The 17,212-nt window shown below is 69.3% G+C and carries 15 protein-coding genes; 12 read left to right on the top strand and 3 right to left on the bottom strand.

Features of this window, described 5'->3' with window-relative positions:
• Window positions 1-46: 46 nt before the first annotated feature.
• The 8 genes from moaC to ubiT all read left to right on the top strand — a co-directional run bounded on the left by moaC (window position 47) and on the right by ubiT (window position 5,538).
• Window positions 47-523 carry a cyclic pyranopterin monophosphate synthase MoaC gene (gene moaC / locus CHC02_RS00535; protein WP_089389570.1) on the top strand — a complete coding sequence of 159 codons (477 nt, stop codon included), beginning with the start codon at window positions 47-49 and terminating at the stop codon, window positions 521-523.
• Window positions 520-768, top strand: a complete 249-nt coding sequence (locus CHC02_RS00530) for a MoaD/ThiS family protein (protein ID WP_089389569.1) — start codon at window positions 520-522, stop codon at window positions 766-768. Before moaC ends, CHC02_RS00530 begins: the two co-directional genes overlap by 4 nt.
• Window positions 769-772: 4 nt before the next feature.
• Window positions 773-1,225, top strand: coding sequence for a molybdopterin synthase catalytic subunit MoaE (gene moaE / locus CHC02_RS00525; RefSeq protein ID WP_089389568.1), 453 nt, complete (start codon window positions 773-775; stop codon window positions 1,223-1,225).
• A gap of 83 nt (window positions 1,226-1,308) precedes the next feature.
• Window positions 1,309-1,881: a molybdenum cofactor biosynthesis protein B gene (moaB, locus tag CHC02_RS00520; protein ID WP_089389567.1), complete on the top strand. Its 573-nt coding sequence runs from the start codon at window positions 1,309-1,311 to the stop codon at window positions 1,879-1,881.
• A complete protein-coding gene (locus CHC02_RS00515; RefSeq protein WP_089389566.1) occupies window positions 1,878-3,113 on the top strand; it encodes a molybdopterin molybdotransferase MoeA in 1,236 nt (411 codons plus the stop codon). The genes moaB and CHC02_RS00515 overlap by 4 nt, the downstream gene beginning before the upstream one ends.
• 60 nt (window positions 3,114-3,173) lie before the next feature.
• Window positions 3,174-4,169, top strand: a complete 996-nt coding sequence (gene ubiU / locus CHC02_RS00510) for a ubiquinone anaerobic biosynthesis protein UbiU (RefSeq protein WP_089389565.1) — start codon at window positions 3,174-3,176, stop codon at window positions 4,167-4,169.
• Window positions 4,170-4,180: 11 nt separating this feature from the next.
• Window positions 4,181-5,071, top strand: a complete 891-nt coding sequence (locus tag CHC02_RS00505; protein ID WP_089389564.1) for a U32 family peptidase — start codon at window positions 4,181-4,183, stop codon at window positions 5,069-5,071.
• The gene (gene ubiT, locus CHC02_RS00500) at window positions 5,065-5,538 is read left to right on the top strand and encodes a ubiquinone anaerobic biosynthesis accessory factor UbiT (RefSeq protein WP_089389563.1); all 474 of its coding nucleotides are present in this window, start codon (window positions 5,065-5,067) and stop codon (window positions 5,536-5,538) included. The genes CHC02_RS00505 and ubiT overlap by 7 nt, the downstream gene beginning before the upstream one ends.
• 8 nt (window positions 5,539-5,546) lie before the next feature.
• Here ubiT and CHC02_RS00495 read toward each other — a convergent pair whose 3' ends face one another.
• The 3 genes from CHC02_RS00495 to CHC02_RS00485 form a co-directional block, all read right to left on the bottom strand.
• The gene (locus CHC02_RS00495) at window positions 5,547-5,915 is read right to left on the bottom strand and encodes a putative zinc-binding protein (protein WP_089389562.1); all 369 of its coding nucleotides are present in this window, start codon (window positions 5,913-5,915) and stop codon (window positions 5,547-5,549) included.
• A gap of 490 nt (window positions 5,916-6,405) precedes the next feature.
• Entirely contained in the window at window positions 6,406-7,062 is a 657-nt protein-coding gene (gene narL / locus CHC02_RS00490; RefSeq protein ID WP_089389561.1) for a two-component system response regulator NarL, read from the bottom strand.
• The gene (locus CHC02_RS00485; RefSeq protein WP_089389560.1) at window positions 7,059-8,924 is read right to left on the bottom strand and encodes a histidine kinase; all 1,866 of its coding nucleotides are present in this window, start codon (window positions 8,922-8,924) and stop codon (window positions 7,059-7,061) included. Before CHC02_RS00485 ends, narL begins: the two co-directional genes overlap by 4 nt.
• 173 nt (window positions 8,925-9,097) lie before the next feature.
• Here CHC02_RS00485 and CHC02_RS00480 point away from each other — a divergent pair, with 173 nt between their 5' ends.
• From CHC02_RS00480 to narH, 4 genes are all read left to right on the top strand, one after another.
• A complete protein-coding gene (locus CHC02_RS00480) occupies window positions 9,098-10,399 on the top strand; it encodes a nitrate/nitrite transporter (RefSeq protein WP_089389559.1) in 1,302 nt (433 codons plus the stop codon).
• Window positions 10,400-10,411: 12 nt separating this feature from the next.
• A complete protein-coding gene (locus CHC02_RS00475; RefSeq protein WP_089389558.1) occupies window positions 10,412-11,818 on the top strand; it encodes a NarK family nitrate/nitrite MFS transporter in 1,407 nt (468 codons plus the stop codon).
• A gap of 63 nt (window positions 11,819-11,881) precedes the next feature.
• Window positions 11,882-15,661: a nitrate reductase subunit alpha gene (locus CHC02_RS00470; RefSeq protein ID WP_089389557.1), complete on the top strand. Its 3,780-nt coding sequence runs from the start codon at window positions 11,882-11,884 to the stop codon at window positions 15,659-15,661.
• Between the two features lie 11 nt (window positions 15,662-15,672).
• Window positions 15,673-17,208, top strand: a complete 1,536-nt coding sequence (gene narH / locus CHC02_RS00465; RefSeq protein WP_089389556.1) for a nitrate reductase subunit beta — start codon at window positions 15,673-15,675, stop codon at window positions 17,206-17,208.
• The last annotated feature ends 4 nt before the right edge of the window (window positions 17,209-17,212 follow it).

Genomic DNA, 17,212 nt, shown 5'->3' with positions numbered 1-17,212 from the left:
AGGGCGTACACTTGATGCCATCCCTCGTTCTACCCGGAGACCTTCCTTGCTCACCCATCTCGATTCCCAGGGCCGCGCCAACATGGTCGACGTCACCGACAAGGCGGTGACCTCCCGTGAAGCCGTGGCCGAAGCGCGGGTGCGCATGCGCCCGGAGACCCTGCGGCTGATCCAGGACGGCGGCCACCCCAAGGGCGACGTCTTCGCCGTGGCGCGCATCGCCGGCATCCAGGCGGCCAAGCGCACCCACGAGCTGATCCCGCTGTGCCACCCGCTGCTGCTCACCAGCGTCAAGGTCGAGCTGCAGGCCGACGGCGAGGATGCCGTGCGCATCGAGGCGCGCTGCAAGCTGGCCGGGCAGACCGGCGTGGAGATGGAGGCGCTGACCGCCGCCAGCGTCGCCGCGCTGACCATCTATGACATGTGCAAGGCCGTGGACAAGGGCATGACCATCGAAGGCGTGCGCCTGCTGGAGAAGCTCGGCGGCAAGAGCGGCCACTACCGTGCGGAGGATGGGCAATGATCCGTGTGCAATACTTCGCCCGCTACCGCGAGGCCCTCGGCCTGGATGGCGAGCAACTGGGCTGGAGCGAGGCCTTCGCGAAGATCGACGACCTCCGCGGCTACCTGCTGGAGCGCGGCGGCGCCTGGCAGGTGCTGGCCGAGCAGAACCTGATGTGCGCGCGCAACCAGGAGTTGTGCGCCCTCGACGAGCCCCTCGCCGACGGCGACGAGGTGGCCTTCTTCCCCACCGTCACCGGAGGCTGAGGCCATGGCCGTGCGTGTCCAGCAAAGCCCCTTCGATCCCGGCGCCGAGGTCAACGCGCTGCACGCCGCCAACGTCGGCATCGGCGCGGTGGTCGGCTTCGTCGGCTACGTGCGTGACTTCAACGACGGCCGCGAGGTCGGCGGCATGTTCCTCGAACACTATCCGGGCATGACCGAGAAGGCCCTGGAGAAGATCGCCGTCGAGGCCAACGAGCGCTGGCCGCTGCTGCGCCTGGAGATCCTCCACCGCATCGGCCGCCTGGAGCCGGGCCAGCCCATCGTCTTCGTCGGCACCGCCAGCGCCCACCGCCAGGCGGCGTTCGACGCCTGCAACTTCGTCATGGACTACCTCAAGACCCGCGCGCCCTTCTGGAAGAAGGAAGACACCGCCGAGGGCCCGCGCTGGGTGGAAGGCCGCTGCAGCGACCAGGCCGCGGCGCAGCGCTGGGACAAATAGCCGCGCTACCTCTTCCGGGGAATGGGCAGGCCGGCTGCCGAGGCGCAGGCTGGGCGCCGTCCCATCCTTCCCCGGAGGCAGCCATGAGCCACCTGGCCACGCAGGACTTCCAGAGCCTGCAGATCGCCGTGCTGACCGTCAGCGACACCCGTACCCTGCAAACCGACGACTCCGGCCAGACCCTGGCCGACGCCCTGCGCGAGGCCGGCCACGTGCTGGCCGAGCGGCGCCTGGTGGTCGATGACATCCACCAGATCCGCGCGGTGGTCTGCGCCTGGATCGCCGACCCGCGCATCCAGGTCGGGCTGATCACCGGCGGCACCGGCTTCACCGCCCGCGACAACACCCCGCAGGCCGTCGAACCGCTGCTGGAGCGGCGCGTCGAGGGCTTCGGCGAACTTTTCCGCCAGGTCTCCCTGGCCGAGATCGGCACCTCCAGCATCCAGTCGCGGGCCCTGGCCGGCGTCACCAACGACACCCTGGTCTGCTGCCTGCCCGGCTCGCCCGGCGCCTGCCGCACCGCCTGGCGGGAAATCCTCGCCGCGCAACTGGACAGCCGCACCCGGCCGTGCAGCTTCGTGCCGCACCTGAAGACCCCGCCCAGGCCCGAGGGTGGCTGCGGCGGCGGCGCCTGTGCCTGCGGCAGCCGGTCATGAGCGGCTGCGGCTGTGACGGCCACGGCCTGAAGCCGGTGGACGAGGCCCTGGCCGAACTGCTGGCGCGCGCCCCGGCGCCGCCGGCGGTGGAGTCCGTGGCCCTGGCCGAGGCCCTGGGCCGGGTACTGGCCAGTGACCTCGAGGCCCCCTGCGACCTGCCGCACTGGGACAACAGCGCGATGGACGGCTACGCCCTGCGCGCGGCCGACGTGCCGGCGGGCGGCGGCAGCCTGGCGCTGGCCGGCTGCATCGCCGCCGGCGAGGCGGGCGACCAGGCGCTGCCGGCGGGTTGCGCCGTGCGCATCTTCACCGGCGCGCCGGTGCCGCCGGGGGCCGACAGCGTGGTGGCCCAGGAAGACTGCCGCATCGAGGGCGACCGCGTGTGGCTGCCGCCGGTGACGGTGGGCAGCCACGTGCGCCGCCGTGGCGAGGAACTGCGCCAGGGCGCGCCGCTGTTGCGCGCCGGGTGCCGCCTGCGGCCCCAGGAGCTGGGCTTGCTGGCCGCCGTGGGCCTGGCCCGGGTGCCGGTGTACCGGCGCCTGCGCGTGTGCCTGCTGAGCAGCGGCGACGAGCTGCGCGAACCGGGCCAGGCGCTGGCGCCGGGGCAGATCTACAACGCCAACCGTTTCAGCCTGGGCGCCCTGCTGCGCCAGTGGGGCCTGGACGTACAGGAATACGAAGTGCTGGTCGACACCCTGGCCGCCAGCCGCGACGCCCTGGAGCTGGCCGCCGCCGAGTGCGACGTGCTGATCAGCAGCGGCGGCGTCTCGGTGGGCGAGCGCGACCACCTCAAGCAGGCGGTCGGCGCCCTCGGCGAGCTGCACCTGTGGCGCCTGGCGATGCAGCCGGGCAAGCCGCTGGCCTTCGGCAGCGTGGCCGGCAAGCCCTGGCTGGGCCTGCCGGGCAACCCGGCGGCGGCGCTGGTCACCGCCCTGGTGGCGGCGCGGCCCTTCCTGCGCCGGGCCCAGGGGCTGGCCGATACCGCGGTGACGCCGCTGAACCTGCCGGCGGCCTTCGCCTGGCCGCAGCCGAACAAGCGCCGCCAGTACCTGCGGGCGCGCCTGGCCACCGACGCCAGCGGCGCCAGCCGGGTGGAAATCCACCCGCAGCAGGGCTCGGCCATGCTGCTGGCCGCCAGCTGGGCCGACGGCCTGGCGGTGGTGGAGGCGGGGCGTACCCTCGCCGCCGGCGAGCCCGTGGCCTACCTGCCGTTCAGCGAACTGTACAGCTGACGTCAGCCCTGGCCGCCGGCCTCGCCGAGGCGCGGCGGCCGTTCCATGCAAGGGGGAAGCATGCAACTGGTATGTCCGGCGGGCAGCCTGCCCGCCCTCAAGTCGGCGCTGCGCGAAGGCGCCGACGCCATCTACGTGGGTTTCCGCGACGACACCAACGCCCGCCACTTCGCCGGGCTGAACCTCGACGACCGGCAACTGCAGGAGGGCCTGGGGCTGATCCGCGCGGCCGGCCGGCAGCTCTACCTGGCGGTCAACACCTACCCCGGCGCCACCGGCTGGCCGCGCTGGCAGCGCGCCGTGGACCACGCCGCCGAACTGGGCGTGGACGCGCTGATCGCCGCCGACTGCGCGGTGCTCGGCTATGCCGCGCGGCGCCATCCGCAACTCGCCCTGCACCTGTCGGTGCAGGGTTCGGCCACCAACGTGGCGGCGCTGGCCTTCTACCACGAACGCTACGGCATCCGCCGCGCGGTGCTGCCGCGGGTGCTGTCGCTGGCCCAGGTGCGCCAGGTGGCGGCGAACAGCCCGGTGCCGGTGGAAGTCTTCGCCTTCGGCAGCCTGTGCATCATGGCCGAGGGCCGCTGCCACCTGTCGTCCTATGTCACCGGCGAGTCGCCGAACCTCTGTGGCGTCTGCTCGCCGGCCAAGGCGGTGCGCTGGAGCGAGGAGCCCGAGGGGCTGACCTCGCGCCTGAACGACGTGCTGATCGACCGCTACGCGCCGGGGGAGCCGGCCGGCTACCCGACCCTGTGCAAGGGCCGCTTCGTGGTCGACGGCCAGCGCTTCCACGCCCTGGAAGAGCCCACCAGCCTCAACACCATCGACCTCATCCCGCAGCTGGCGCAGATCGGCGTGGCGGCGGTGAAGATCGAGGGCCGCCAGCGCAGCCCGGCCTACGTCGAGCAGGTCACCCGCGTCTGGCGCCAGGCCCTGGACAGCTGGCGCCGCGCACCGGAGCGCTACCAGCCGCAGGCGCAGTGGCAGGCCGCGCTGGAGAAACTTTCCGAAGGGCACCAGACCACCCTGGGCGCCTACCATCGTTCCTGGCAGTGAGGTAACGCCTGATGAAACTCAGCCTGGGGCCGGTGCTGTTCTACTGGGACCGCCGGACACTCCTGGACTTCTACGCGCAGATGGCCGAACAGCCGCTGGACGCCATCTATATCGGCGAGACCGTGTGCTCCAAGCGCCGCGCCCTGTCGCTGGACGACTGGCTGGGCCTGGGCCGCGAGCTGGCGCAGCAGAGCGGGGCGGAAATCCTCCTCTCGGGGCTGGCGCTGATCGAGGCGGCCTCCGAGCTGTCGGCGCTGCGCCGGCTGTGCGCCAACGGCGAGTTGCGGGTGGAGGCCAACGACATGGGCGCGGTGCAGATACTGCACGGCCTGGGCGTGGAATTCGTCGGCGGCCCGGCGCTGAACCTGTACAACGGTCACGCCCTGGCCGAATTGCACGGCTGCGGCCTGCGCCGCTGGGTGCCGCCGGTGGAGTGCTCCGGCGAGCAGGTGCTGGCGGTGCTGGAACAGGCCCGGGAGCTGGGCCTGGCGGGCCTGGAAACCGAGGTGTTCGCCTACGGCCACCTGCCCCTGGCGTACTCCGCGCGCTGCTTCACCGCCCGCGCGGAGAACCGGCCCAAGGACGACTGCCAGTTCTGTTGCCAGAACTACCCGGAGGGGATGTCGATGCTCAGCCAGGAAGGCGCGCAGCTGTTCACCCTCAACGGCATCCAGACGATGTCCGGCGAGCCTGGCAACCTGCTGGCCGACTATGCCTCGCTGCGCGCCTGCGGTGCCGACCTGCTGCGCCTGAGCCCACGGGCGAAGGGCATGGTGGAGGTCATCCAGGCCTTCGACCAGGTGCGCCGTGGCGCCGCGCCGCCGCTGGCGGTGGAAGGTTGCAACGGCTATTGGCATGGCCGCCCCGGCATGCTGCGCAGCGATGAGGTGAACCTGTGCTGAATCTCGAAACCGGCGCCCTGCGCGCCGCCGAACGCCTGCTGCCGCTGGCCGCGCGGGTGCCCGCGCCGCTGCAGCGGGCGGTGCTGCAACGCGCCGCCAACCGCCTGTTCGCCGCGCCGCTGGCGGCCGGCGACTTCGACCTGCTCGAAGGCCATTGGCTACGCCTGGAAGTCAGCGACCTGGGCCTGGGCTGGAACCTCACCCGTGGCCGCGACGGCCTGCAACTGGCGGAAGGCCCCGTGCCCAGCGTGACCATCCGCGGCGGCTGGCGCGACTTCCTGCTGCTGGCCGGGCGCCAGGAGGACCCCGACACCCTGTTCTTCCGCCGCCGCCTGGTGATCGAGGGCGACACCGAGCTGGGCCTGGCGCTGAAGAACCTGATCGACAGCCTCGACCCCGAGAGCCTCCCGGCCTGGCTGTGGAGCGGCCTGCAGCGCGCCGCGCGCAGCGTGCAGGCGCAGGCCTGAGGCGGCGCTCAGGCTTCGCTGTGGAGGAGGAACTGGAGTTCCTCGTAGAGCATCTGGAAATCGTCGAGCGAACTGCTTTCGCCGTAGCGCTTGCGCAACCCGTACTCGGTGAGGGTGAGCGCGTGCGCCGGGATCACCCCATGGCGCGCCAGGCAGCCGCGCACGCAGTGCAGGTGGCAGCCGTCCAGGGCGAGGATCGGCCGCCCGGAACAGGCCTTCTTCACCAGCGCCGGCACGTCGCCGCCGACGCCGGCGATGCAGGACATCTCGGCCAGGCCGTCACGGTCCAGGCGCAGGGCCAGGTCGTTGGCCAGCTGGGCCAGGTTGGAACAGCCGGAACAGGAATACACGAGGGGCAACTGGGACTTCGGGTGCATGGCGACCTCCGCGCGATGAATGCGCAGTGTCGGGCGGCGGCCAGGCGCGGCGACATGACCTGCGTCAATTCGTGCTGACGGCTACTCCTGTGGAGGTATAAGGGTTTTCTGTAGGGCCCTGCCCGCGATTCGCGCGCAGGGCGCGCTCCTACAGGGGCGCGGCGTATGGGCGACCTGTCGCGGGGGCAACGGCGGATAACGCCGTAGGCGTTATGCGCCCTACGGGATGGCGTGGGGCGAGTAACCGTTAGCCGGTCTGGCGTGGCCGGTGAATCCAATCGCGGACAAGGTCCGCTCCGGTTCCAGGGAGGCACATTTGTAGGAGCGGGCCCTGCCCGCGATTCGCGCGCAGGGCGCGCTCCTACAATGGCGCGGCGTGTCGCGGGGGCAACGGCGGATAACGCCGTAGGCGTTATGCGCCCTACGGGAATGGCGTAGGGCGAATAACCGTTCGCGGTTATCCGCCGTTGGCCGGGCGCGGGGGCGCGCCTCAACCCAGCCGGTTCTCCACCGCCCAGACCGCCGCTTCCACCCGCGAGCGCATGCCCAGCTTGTGCAGCACGCGCTTGACGTGGACCTTCACCGTGCCCTCGGTGATGTCCAGCTTGCGGGCGATCATCTTGTTGCTGAAGCCCTGGGCCAGTTGGCGCAGGATCTGCCGCTCGCGGTCGGTCAGGTCCTCCAGGCGCTTGGGCTGCTCGTCGCCGCCGCGCAGGGCCTGGGCCAGCACCTGGGCCAGCTGCGGGCTGATGCTGAGCTGGCCGGTGGCGGCCTGGCGGATGTGCTCCAGCAGGCGCTCGGGCTCCATGTCCTTGAGCAGGTAGCCGTCGGCGCCGGCGCGCAGCACGCTGATCACGTCGCCGCGGTCGTCGGACACGGTGAACACCACGATGCGCGCGTCCACCCCCCGCTCGCGCAGGGCGCGCAGGGTTTCCAGGCCGTTCATGCCCTTCATGTTCAGGTCCAGCAGGATCATGTCCGGGTCCAGCTCGGCGGCCAGCTGCAGGGCTTCCTCGCCGCTGCCGGCCTCGCCGACCACGCACAGGTCGTCCTCGAACTCCAGCAGCTGGATCATCCCGCGGCGCATCATCGGGTGGTCGTCCACCAGCAGGATGCGGGCTCGATCGTCGGTGGGGCTGGCGGTCATGGGGCGGATTCCTCGCGCTGGCGGTGGGACAGGGGTTGCGGCTGGAAGCTCAGGCTGACGCAGGTGCCGCGCGGCTCGCGCGGGGCGATGCGCAACTCGGCGCCGAGGGTCTGGCTGCGCTCGCGCATGATACTAAGCCCATAGTGGCCGCTGCGGTTCTGCGTTGGGTCAAGGCCCACGCCGTCGTCCTCGATGCTGACCAGCACCTGGCCGTCGTCGCGCTCGGCCAGCACCACCCGCGCGCAGTCGGCATGGGCGTGGCGGACCACGTTGGACAGCGCCTCGCGGACGATCTGCAGCAGGTGGATCTCGTCGTTGGGGTTGAGCGGGATGTGCGCCAGGCGGTTGTCCAGCTCGATGGTCAGTTCGCCGCGCTCGGCGAACTCGCTCACCGTATCCTCCAGCGCCACCGCCAGGCTGGAGCGTTCCAGGCTGAGGCGGAAGGTGGTGAGCAGCTCGCGCAACTGGCGGTAGGCGCTGTTGAGGCCCTCGCGCAGCTCGTCCAGTGTCTCGTCGATCTTCTGCGCCGGCGCCTCGCGCTTGAGCAGGGTGCCCAGGCGGCTGACCTGGATCTTCAGGTAGGACAGCGACTGCGCCAGCGAGTCGTGCAGTTCGCGGGCGATGGTGCTGCGCTCGGCGAACAGCGCCAGGCGGCTTTCCTGTTCCTGCTGCAGGGTCAGGGCGAAGGTCCGCGCGATGTTGTCGCAGAAGGCCTCGATGCACTGCGCCTGCCAGTCCTCCAGGCGCCCGGTGGCTTCCACGAACAGCTCGCCGAAGCGGTGTTCGCCGCTGGCCAGGGGGAACATCAGCAGCGGCTGCAGGCCGCCGCCCTCGCCACAGCTGTTGTCGGCCCGGGTGCGGCAGGTGCCGCAGTCGCCCTGCAGGCAGAAGTCGGCGATGGCGCCGCTGGCGGTCAGCGAGTTGTAGGCGCGCTCGACGCCGTCCTTGTTCAGGCAGAGGGTCACCTTGCCGGCCTGCAGCACCTGCTCCAGCTGGCCCAGCAGCGGCCGCAGGCTGCGCTCGTCGTAGGGGTCCTGGCCGAGGCGGCGGGCGCTGGCGTAGAGCAGCTCCAGGCGCTGGTGGCTGTGAGAGAGGGCGCGGGTCTTGTCCGCCACCCGCGCTTCCAGCTCGCCGTAGATGCCCTGCAGTTCCTCGGCCATCTGGTTGAAGCGCTCGCCCAACTGGCTCAGCTCGTCCTCGCCGCTGTAGCTGACGCGCGCTTCCAGTTGGCCGCGGCCCAGGCGGCGGGCGGTCTGCGTCAGCTCGCGCAGGGGGCCGACCACGTGGTAGCTGAGGTCGTAGAGGCTGACGAACACCACCAGCAGGCTGAGGAACAGGCACAGGCCCTGCACCGTGCTGAGCATCTGCGAGCGCTGCTCGGCGTTGCGCTGCAGGGTGCCGACGAAGGCGTCGATGTGCCCGACCAGGGTGTCCAGGGTCGCCACGGCCGGGGTCCGGGCGACGTCCAGGCCGGCCAGCTCCTGGCGCAGCAGCTGGTGCTGGTGGCGCAGCGGGTCGTCGCTGTCGGCGCGTTGCAGCAGGCGCCCGATCTCGCTGCTTTCCAGGCGTTCGCCGAGGGTGCGGCGCAGCGCCTGGCGGCCTTCGGCCGACGGCTCCAGGGCCAGGCGGTAGCTGAGCATGCGCAGCGAGCCGGCCTGGTTGATCACCGCCGCGTCCTGGTGCGAGTAGTCGGCGAACAGCAGGGCGCTGAACATGCCCGCCAGGGCCAGGGAGACCAGCAGGGTGAGGTAGCAGCCGAAGCGCAGGACGATGGACCGGCGCAGGGTCTGGCGGCCGGCAGGGGCCGTACCTCCAAAGAGCCGGTCGGCCGCGGCGGGCTCCGGCCGCATGTCTGTGTTCATTAAAAATGCCTTTTAAATCAAAAGGTTGCTCATGTTTTTCAGCGATACCTCCTTGGAGGTAGCGGCGCACATCTGCCCATGAAACGCCCTCGGGGCCATTGATCGCGATCAACGGAAGCGAAATGGGCTCTGCCTAACGTGCGGCCAACGGCATCGGCAAATGAGTGGTGGCCATGGCTTCGCATCGACAGAAACAGTACTCCGTACTCGGCATGAGCACACTGGCGTTCGCCGTGAATTTCGCGGTCTGGACGATGTTCTCGATCATCGGTATCCGCATCAAGGCGGAGCTGGGCCTGTCCGAGGCGCAGTTCGGCCTGCTGGTGGCGCTGCCGATCCTCACCGGCTCGCTGGTGCGCCTGCCCCTGGGGCTGATCACCGACCGCTTCGGCGGGCGTATCGTGTTCTTCATCCACATGCTGCTGGTGGCCATCCCCATCTACGGCCTGGCCTTCGCCGACCAGTACTGGCAGTACCTGGTGCTGGGCCTGTTCGTCGGCCTGGCCGGCGGCTCCTTCGCGGTGGGCATCGCCTACACCTCGGCCTGGTTCGAGAAGGAGCGCCAGGGCACCGCCATGGGCATCTTCGGCGCCGGCAACGCGGGCGCCGCCATCACCAACCTGGTGGCGCCGCTGATCGTGGTCGCCTTCGGCTGGCGCATGGTGCCGCAGGTGTACTCGGTGGCCATGCTGGTGACCGCGGTGCTGTTCTGGTGCTGCACCTGGAACGACCCGGCCCACGCCAGGGGCGGCGACGCCGACCCCGCCCGCGCGCGGCCGAGCCTGGCCCAGCAGCTGGCGCCGCTGGCCGAGCTGCGGGTGTGGCGCTTCGGCCTGTACTACTTCTTCGTCTTCGGCGGCTTCGTCGCCCTGGCCCTGTGGCTGCCCAAGTACTACATCGCCGAGTACGGCCTGGACCTGAAGACCGCCTCCTTCATCACCATGCTGTTCACCCTGCCGTCGGGCCTGATCCGCGCCCTGGGCGGCTGGTTCAGCGACAGCTACGGCGCCCGCGCGGTGAACTGGGGCGTGTTCTGGGTGTGCCTGGTGTGCCTGTTCTTCCTCTCCTACCCGCAGACCACCATGACCGTCCACGGCATCAACGGCGACCTGAGCCTGGGCATCGGCCTGAACGTCTGGCTGTTCACCTTCCTGGTGTTCGTGGTGGGCATCGCCCAGGGCTTCGGCAAGGCCAGCGTGTACCGCATCATCCACGACTACTACCCGCAGAACATGGGCACCGTCGGCGGCATGGTCGGCGTCATCGGCGGCCTCGGCGGCTTCTGCCTGCCCATCCTGTTCGGCTACGCCGCCGACCACGTCGGCGTGCGTTCCTCCTGCTTCATGCTGCTGTTCGGCCTGACCATCGTCTGCATGGTCTGGATGCACTACGCGATCAAGCAGCAGCGCCGCCTCGACGGCCGGGCCCAGGCGGCCGACGTCGACCTTTCCCCTCTGACTTCCAGCCAACCCTGACGGAGTGCCGACATGGGCATGATCGCCAATTCCCAACTCAAAGCCGCGCGGGGGCCCTTGCTGGTCGACTGGCGCCCCGAGGACTCGCAGTTCTGGGCGCAGTCCGGCAAGCGCATCGCCACGCGCAACCTGTGGATTTCCATCCCCGCGCTGCTGCTGGCGTTCTCCGTGTGGATGATCTGGAGCACCGTCACCGTGCGCCTGAACGCCGTGGGCTTCGCCTTCAGCAACGACCAGCTGTTCCTGCTGGCCGCGCTGCCGTCGATCTCCGGCGCCACCCTGCGGGTGTTCTACTCCTTCATGGTGCCGGTGTTCGGCGGCCGCCGCTGGACCGCGCTGTCCACCGCCTCGCTGCTGATCCCGTGCATCTGGCTGGGCTTCGCCGTGCAGGATGCGCAGACGCCCTACTGGGTGTTCGCCACCATCGCGCTGCTGTGCGGCTTCGGCGGCGGCAACTTCGCCTCCAGCATGTCCAACATCAGCTTCTTCTATCCCAAGAGCCAGCAGGGCACGGCCCTGGGACTGAACGCCGGGCTGGGCAACCTGGGCGTCTCGGTGATGCAGTTCGCCGTGCCCCTGGCGGTGGCCGGCGGGCTGTTCGGCAGCTTTGGCGGCGAGCCGCAGCCGCTCTCCGACGGCGGCCGCCTGTGGCTGCAGAACGCCGGCTGGATCTGGGTGCCGTTCATCGCCGTGGTGGCCATCGCCGCCTGGTTCGGAATGAACGACATCGCCGACGCCAAGGCCTCGTTCCGCGAGCAGTCGGTGATCTTCAAGCGCAAGCACAACTGGCTGATGTGCTGGCTGTACGTGGCCACCTTCGGCAGCTTCATCGGCTTCTCGGCCGGCTTCGCCATGCTCAGCAAGACGCAGTTCCCGGACATCAACCCGCTGCAGTACGCCTTCCTCGGCCCGCTGGTGGGCGCCCTGAGCCGGCCCCTGGGCGGCTGGCTGGCGGACAAGTTCGGCGGCGCGCGCATCACCCTGTGGAACTACGCGGCGATGATCGCCGGGGTGTTCGCGGTGATCGCCTTCCTCCCCGGCGACGGTGGCGCGGGCAGCTTCTTCGGCTTCCTCGGCGCCTTCATCGGCCTGTTCTTCTTCGCCGGCATCGGCAACGGCTCCACCTTCCGCATGATCCCGGTGATCTTCCGCAACGAGTGGGCCGCGCGCTTCAAGCGCGGCGGCTACAGCGAGGCCGAGGCGGCCCGGAACGCGAGCATGGAGTCGGCCGCGGTGATCGGCTTCTCCGCCGCCATCGGCGCCTTCGGCGGCTTCTTCATCCCCAAGGCCTTCGGCACCTCGCTGCACATGACCGGCAGCGCCGAGGGCGCCCTCTACGTCTTCGTCGCCTACTACCTCAGCTGCATAGTCGCGACCTGGTGGTGGTATGCGCGCAAGGGTGCGGAAAGCCCTTGTTGAGACCCGTTTCGCGAGCCTGATTAGCGTTTGAACGCCCGGCGTAGACCGGGTGAGGAGATACAGATGAGTTACCTGCTCGACCGCCTGCAGTTCTTCAAGAAGAAACAGGGCGAATTCGCCGACGGCCATGGCGAGGTCTCCAACGAGAGCCGCGCCTGGGAGAACGGTTACCGCCAGCGCTGGCAGCACGACAAGATCGTGCGTTCCACCCACGGGGTGAACTGCACCGGTTCCTGCTCCTGGAAGATCTACGTGAAGAACGGCCTGATCACCTGGGAGACCCAGCAGACCGACTACCCGCGCACCCGCCCGGACCTGCCCAACCACGAGCCGCGCGGCTGCCCGCGCGGGGCCAGCTACTCCTGGTACATCTACAGCGCCAACCGCCTGAAGTACCCCAAGGTGCGCAAGCCGCTGCTCAAGCTGTGGCGCGAGGCGCGCGCCGCGCACAAGGACGCGGTGGACGCCTGGGCCAGCATCGTCGAGGACGCGCAGAAGGCGAAGAGCTACAAGAGCGAGCGCGGCCTGGGCGGCTTCGTGCGCTCCAGCTGGGACGAGGTCACCGAGATCATCGCCGCGGCCAACGTCTACACGGTGAAGACCTACGGCCCCGACCGCGTCATCGGCTTCTCGCCGATCCCGGCCATGTCCATGGTCAGCTACGCCGCCGGCGCCCGCTACCTGTCGCTGATCGGCGGGGTGTGCCTGTCCTTCTACGACTGGTACTGCGACCTTCCTCCCGCGTCGCCACAAATATGGGGCGAGCAGACCGACGTGCCGGAGTCGGCCGACTGGTACAACTCCAGCTACATCATCGCCTGGGGCTCCAACGTCCCGCAGACGCGCACCCCGGATGCGCACTTCTTCACCGAGGTGCGCTACAAGGGCACCAAGACCGTGGCCGTCACCCCGGACTACTCCGAGGTGGCCAAGCTCACCGACCTCTGGCTCAACCCCAAGCAGGGCACCGACGCCGCCCTGGGCATGGCCTTCGGCCACGTCATCCTCAAGGAATTCCACCTCGACAAGCCGCGCGCCTACTTCGTCGACTACTGCCGGCAGTACACCGACATGCCCATGCTGGTGCTGCTGGAGCCGCACGGCGAGGGCGCCTTCAAGCCGACCCGCTACCTGCGCGCCGCCGACCTCGACGGCCGGCTGGGCCAGGACAACAACTCCGAGTGGAAGACCATCGCCTTCGATGAAAGCAGCGGCCAGCTGGTCTCGCCCACCGGTTCCATCGGCTACCGCTGGGGCGAGTCGGGCAAGTGGAACATCGAGGAGAAGGAAGGCGGCGAGGGCCGCGAGACGCGCCTGAGCCTGAGCCTGATCGACGGCCCGGAGCACGCCTGCGAGGTGGGCTTCCCGTACTTCGCCGGCCAGCTGCACCCACACTTCAAGGGCGTGGACAACGACGAGGTGCTGCTGCGCCGCGTGCCCTTCCGCGACATCCAGGGCGCCGACGGCAAGACCCTGCGCGTGGCCACCGTCTACGACCTGCAGATGGCCAACTACAGCGTCGACCGCGGCCTGGGCGGGGCCAACGTGGCCCGCGGCTTCGACGACGCCGACACTCCCTACACCCCGGCCTGGCAGGAACGCATCACCGGCGTGCCGGCCGCCCGCGCCATCCAGGTGGCCCGCGAGTTCGCCGACAGCGCCGACAAGACCCACGGCAAGGCCATGGTGATCATCGGCGCGGCGATGAACCACTGGTACCACATGGACATGAACTACCGCGCGGTCATCAACATGCTGATGATGTGCGGCTGCATCGGCCAGAGCGGCGGCGGCTGGGCCCACTACGTCGGCCAGGAGAAGCTGCGCCCGCAGACCGGCTGGGTGCCCCTGGCCTTCGGCACCGACTGGAGCCGCCCGCCGCGGCAGATGAACGGCACCAGCTTCTTCTACCTGCACAGCTCGCAGTGGCGGCATGAAAAGCTGTCGATGCACGAGGTGCTCTCGCCCCTGGCCGACAGCAAGCAGTTCCCCGAGCACGCCGTGGACTACAACATCCGCGCCGAGCGCATGGGCTGGCTGCCCTCCGCGCCGCAGCTGGACCGCAACCCGCTGCGCATCGCCGCCGACGCCGAGAAGGCCGGGCTGCCGGTGCAGGACTACGTGGTGCGCGAGCTCAAGGCCGGCACCCTGCGCTTCGCCAGCGAGAAGCCGGACGATGCGCAGAACTTCCCGCGCAACCTGTTCGTCTGGCGCTCCAACCTGCTGGGCAGCTCGGGCAAGGGCCACGAGTACATGCTCAAGTACCTGCTGGGCGCCAAGAACGGCGTGATGAACGAGGACCTGGGCAAGGCCGGCGGCCCGCGCCCCACCGAGGTGGACTGGGTGGAGCAGGGCGCCGAGGGCAAGCTCGACCTGGTCACCACCCTGGACTTCCGCATGTCCTCCACCTGCATGTACTCGGACATCGTCCTGCCCACCGCCACCTGGTACGAGAAGGACGACCTCAACACCTCCGACATGCACCCCTTCATCCACCCGCTGTCGGCCGCCACCGACCCGGCCTGGGAAGCGAAAAGCGACTGGGAGATCTACAAGGCCATCGCCAGGAAGTTCTCCGAGGTCTCGGTCGGCCACCTGGGCGTGGAGAAGGACCTGGTCACCGTGCCGCTGCTGCACGACACCGCCAACGAACTGGCCCAGCCCTTCGGCGGCACTGACTGGAAGAAGGGCGAGTGCGAGCCGCTGCCGGGGCGCACCATGCCCACCCTGCACCTGGTGGAGCGCGACTACCCCAACACCTACAGGAAGTTCACCTCCCTCGGCCCGCTGCTGGACAAGCTGGGCAACGGCGGCAAGGGCATCGGCTGGAACACCGAGAAGGAAATCAAGCTGATCGGCGAGCTCAACCACCGCGTGCTGGAGCCGGGCGTCAGCCAGGGCCGGCCGCGCATCGAGAGCGCCATCGACGCCGCCGAGGTGATCCTCGCCCTGGCCCCGGAAACCAACGGCCAGGTGGCGGTCAAGGCGTGGAACGCGCTGGCGAAGATCACCGGGCGCGAGCACGAGCACCTGGCGCTGCCCAAGGAAGAGGAGAAGATCCGCTTCCGCGACATCCAGGCGCAGCCGCGCAAGATCATCTCCAGCCCCACCTGGTCGGGCCTGGAAGACGAGCACGTGAGCTACAACGCCTGCTACACCAACGTCCACGAGCTGATCCCGTGGCGCACCATCACCGGCCGCCAGCAGTTCTACCAGGACCACCCGTGGATGCAGGCCTTCGGCGAGGGCTTCGTCAGCTACCGGCCGCCGGTCAACACCCGCAGCACCGACAAGCTGTTCAACAAGAAGCCCAACGGCAACACCGAGATCACCCTGAACTGGATCACCCCGCACCAGAAGTGGGGCATCCACTCCACCTACAGCGACAACCTGCTGATGCTCACCCTGTCGCGCGGCGGGCCGATCATCTGGCTCAGCGAGCATGACGCCAAGCGCGCCGGCATCGAGGACAACGACTGGGTGGAAGTCTTCAACGCCAACGGCGCCGCCACCTGCCGCGCGGTGGTCAGCCAGCGGGTGAAGGACGGCATGGTGCTGATGTACCACGCCCAGGAACGCATCGTGAACGTGCCCGGCAGCGAGACCACCAAGACCCGCGGCGGCCACCACAACTCGGTGACCCGCGTGGTGCTCAAGCCCACCCACATGATCGGCGGCTACGCCCAGCAGGCCTGGGGCTTCAACTACTACGGCACCGTGGGCTGCAACCGCGACGAGTTCGTGGTGGTGCGCAAGATGAACAAGGTCGACTGGCTCGACGAGCCGGAACACGGTGGCCTGGGCGGCGACGCCCTGCCGCAGCCGCTGCCCCGGGACATTTGAGGAGAAACGCCATGAAAATTCGTTCGCAAGTCGGCATGGTGCTGAACCTCGACAAATGCATCGGCTGCCACACCTGCTCCATCACCTGCAAGAACGTCTGGACCAGCCGCGAAGGCATGGAATACGCCTGGTTCAACAACGTCGAGACCAAGCCCGGCATCGGCTACCCCAAGGAGTGGGAGAACCAGCAGAAGTGGAAGGGCGGCTGGGTGCGCAACGCCGACGGCTCCATCGTCCCGCGCATCGGCGGCAAGTTCCGGGTGCTGGCGAACATCTTCGCCAACCCCGACCTGCCGGAGATCGACGACTACTACGAACCCTTCGACTTCGACTACCAGCACCTGCACACCGCGCCCAAGGCGCAGCACCAGCCGGTGGCGCGGCCGCGCTCGCTGATCAGCGGGCAGCGCATGCAGAAGATCGAGTGGGGCCCCAACTGGGAGGAAATCCTCGGCACCGAATTCGCCAAGCGCCGCCACGACAAGAACTTCGACCAGGTCCAGGCGGACATCTACGGCGAGTACGAAAACACCTTCATGATGTACCTGCCGCGCCTGTGCGAGCACTGCCTGAACCCGGCGTGCGTGGCTTCGTGCCCGAGCGGGGCGATCTACAAGCGCGAGGAGGACGGCATCGTCCTGATCGACCAGGACAAGTGCCGCGGCTGGCGCATGTGCATCAGCGGCTGCCCGTACAAGAAGATCTACTTCAACTGGAAGAGCGGCAAGTCCGAGAAGTGCATCTTCTGCTACCCGCGCATCGAGGCCGGCCAGCCGACCGTGTGCTCGGAAACCTGCGTGGGCCGCATCCGCTACCTGGGCGTGCTGCTCTACGACGCCGACCGCATCCATGAAGTGGCCAGCTGCGCCGACGAGCGCGAGCTGTACCAGAAGCAGCTGGAGATCTTCCTCGACCCCTTCGACCCGAAGATCATCGCCCAGGCCCGCAAGGACGGGGTGCCGGACAGCGTCATCGAGGCCGCGCAGAAGTCGCCGGTGTACAAGCTGGCCATGGACTGGCAGCTGGCCCTGCCGCTGCACCCGGAATACCGCACCCTGCCCATGGTCTGGTACGTGCCGCCGCTGTCGCCGATCCAGAACGCCGCCGCCGAGGGCCATATCGGCAGCGACGGGGTGATCCCGGACGTCGAGTCCCTGCGCATCCCCGTGCAGTACCTGGCCAACCTGCTCACCGCCGGCGACACCGCGCCGGTGCTGCGCGCCCTCAAGCGCCTGCTGGCGATGCGCGCCTACAAGCGCGCCGAACACGTGGAAGGCCGGCAGGACCTGGAGGTGCTGGCCAAGGTCGGGCTCTCGGTGCAGCAGGTGGAAGAGATGTACCGCTACCTGGCCATCGCCAACTACGAGGACCGCTTCGTCATCCCCACCGCGCACCGCGAGGAGGCGCTCTCCGACGCCTTCGCCGAGCGCAGCGGCTGCGGTTTCAGCTTCGGCAGCGGCTGCTCGGGCAACTCCGGCGTGAACCTGTTCGGCGGCAAGCCGGTGGACCGCCGCGACGTCATCCAGACCGTACAGATCCAGGAGTGACGAC

The sequence above is a fragment of the Pseudomonas delhiensis genome (assembly GCF_900187975.1).
Classification (GTDB): Bacteria; Pseudomonadota; Gammaproteobacteria; order Pseudomonadales; family Pseudomonadaceae; genus Pseudomonas; species Pseudomonas delhiensis.
The sequence above is the reverse complement of the archived record's forward strand: the minus strand, read 5'-3'. Positions and strand labels throughout refer to the sequence as shown.

What these genes read in the sequence shown, in the direction of transcription:
- CHC02_RS00530 (WP_089389569.1), top strand. Translation starts at nt 520, where the DNA reads ATGATCCGTGTGCAATACTTCGCCCGCTACCGCGAGGCCCTCGGCCTG.
- moaE (WP_089389568.1), top strand. Translation starts at nt 773, where the DNA reads ATGGCCGTGCGTGTCCAGCAAAGCCCCTTCGATCCCGGCGCCGAGGTC.
- moaB (WP_089389567.1), top strand. Translation starts at nt 1,309, where the DNA reads ATGAGCCACCTGGCCACGCAGGACTTCCAGAGCCTGCAGATCGCCGTG.
- CHC02_RS00515 (WP_089389566.1), top strand. Translation starts at nt 1,878, where the DNA reads ATGAGCGGCTGCGGCTGTGACGGCCACGGCCTGAAGCCGGTGGACGAG.
- ubiU (WP_089389565.1), top strand. Translation starts at nt 3,174, where the DNA reads ATGCAACTGGTATGTCCGGCGGGCAGCCTGCCCGCCCTCAAGTCGGCG.
- CHC02_RS00505 (WP_089389564.1), top strand. Translation starts at nt 4,181, where the DNA reads ATGAAACTCAGCCTGGGGCCGGTGCTGTTCTACTGGGACCGCCGGACA.
- CHC02_RS00495 (WP_089389562.1), bottom strand. Translation starts at nt 5,915, where the DNA reads ATGCACCCGAAGTCCCAGTTGCCCCTCGTGTATTCCTGTTCCGGCTGT.
- narL (WP_089389561.1), bottom strand. Translation starts at nt 7,062, where the DNA reads ATGACCGCCAGCCCCACCGACGATCGAGCCCGCATCCTGCTGGTGGAC.
- CHC02_RS00485 (WP_089389560.1), bottom strand. Translation starts at nt 8,924, where the DNA reads ATGAACACAGACATGCGGCCGGAGCCCGCCGCGGCCGACCGGCTCTTT.
- CHC02_RS00480 (WP_089389559.1), top strand. Translation starts at nt 9,098, where the DNA reads ATGGCTTCGCATCGACAGAAACAGTACTCCGTACTCGGCATGAGCACA.
- CHC02_RS00475 (WP_089389558.1), top strand. Translation starts at nt 10,412, where the DNA reads ATGGGCATGATCGCCAATTCCCAACTCAAAGCCGCGCGGGGGCCCTTG.
- CHC02_RS00470 (WP_089389557.1), top strand. Translation starts at nt 11,882, where the DNA reads ATGAGTTACCTGCTCGACCGCCTGCAGTTCTTCAAGAAGAAACAGGGC.
- narH (WP_089389556.1), top strand. Translation starts at nt 15,673, where the DNA reads ATGAAAATTCGTTCGCAAGTCGGCATGGTGCTGAACCTCGACAAATGC.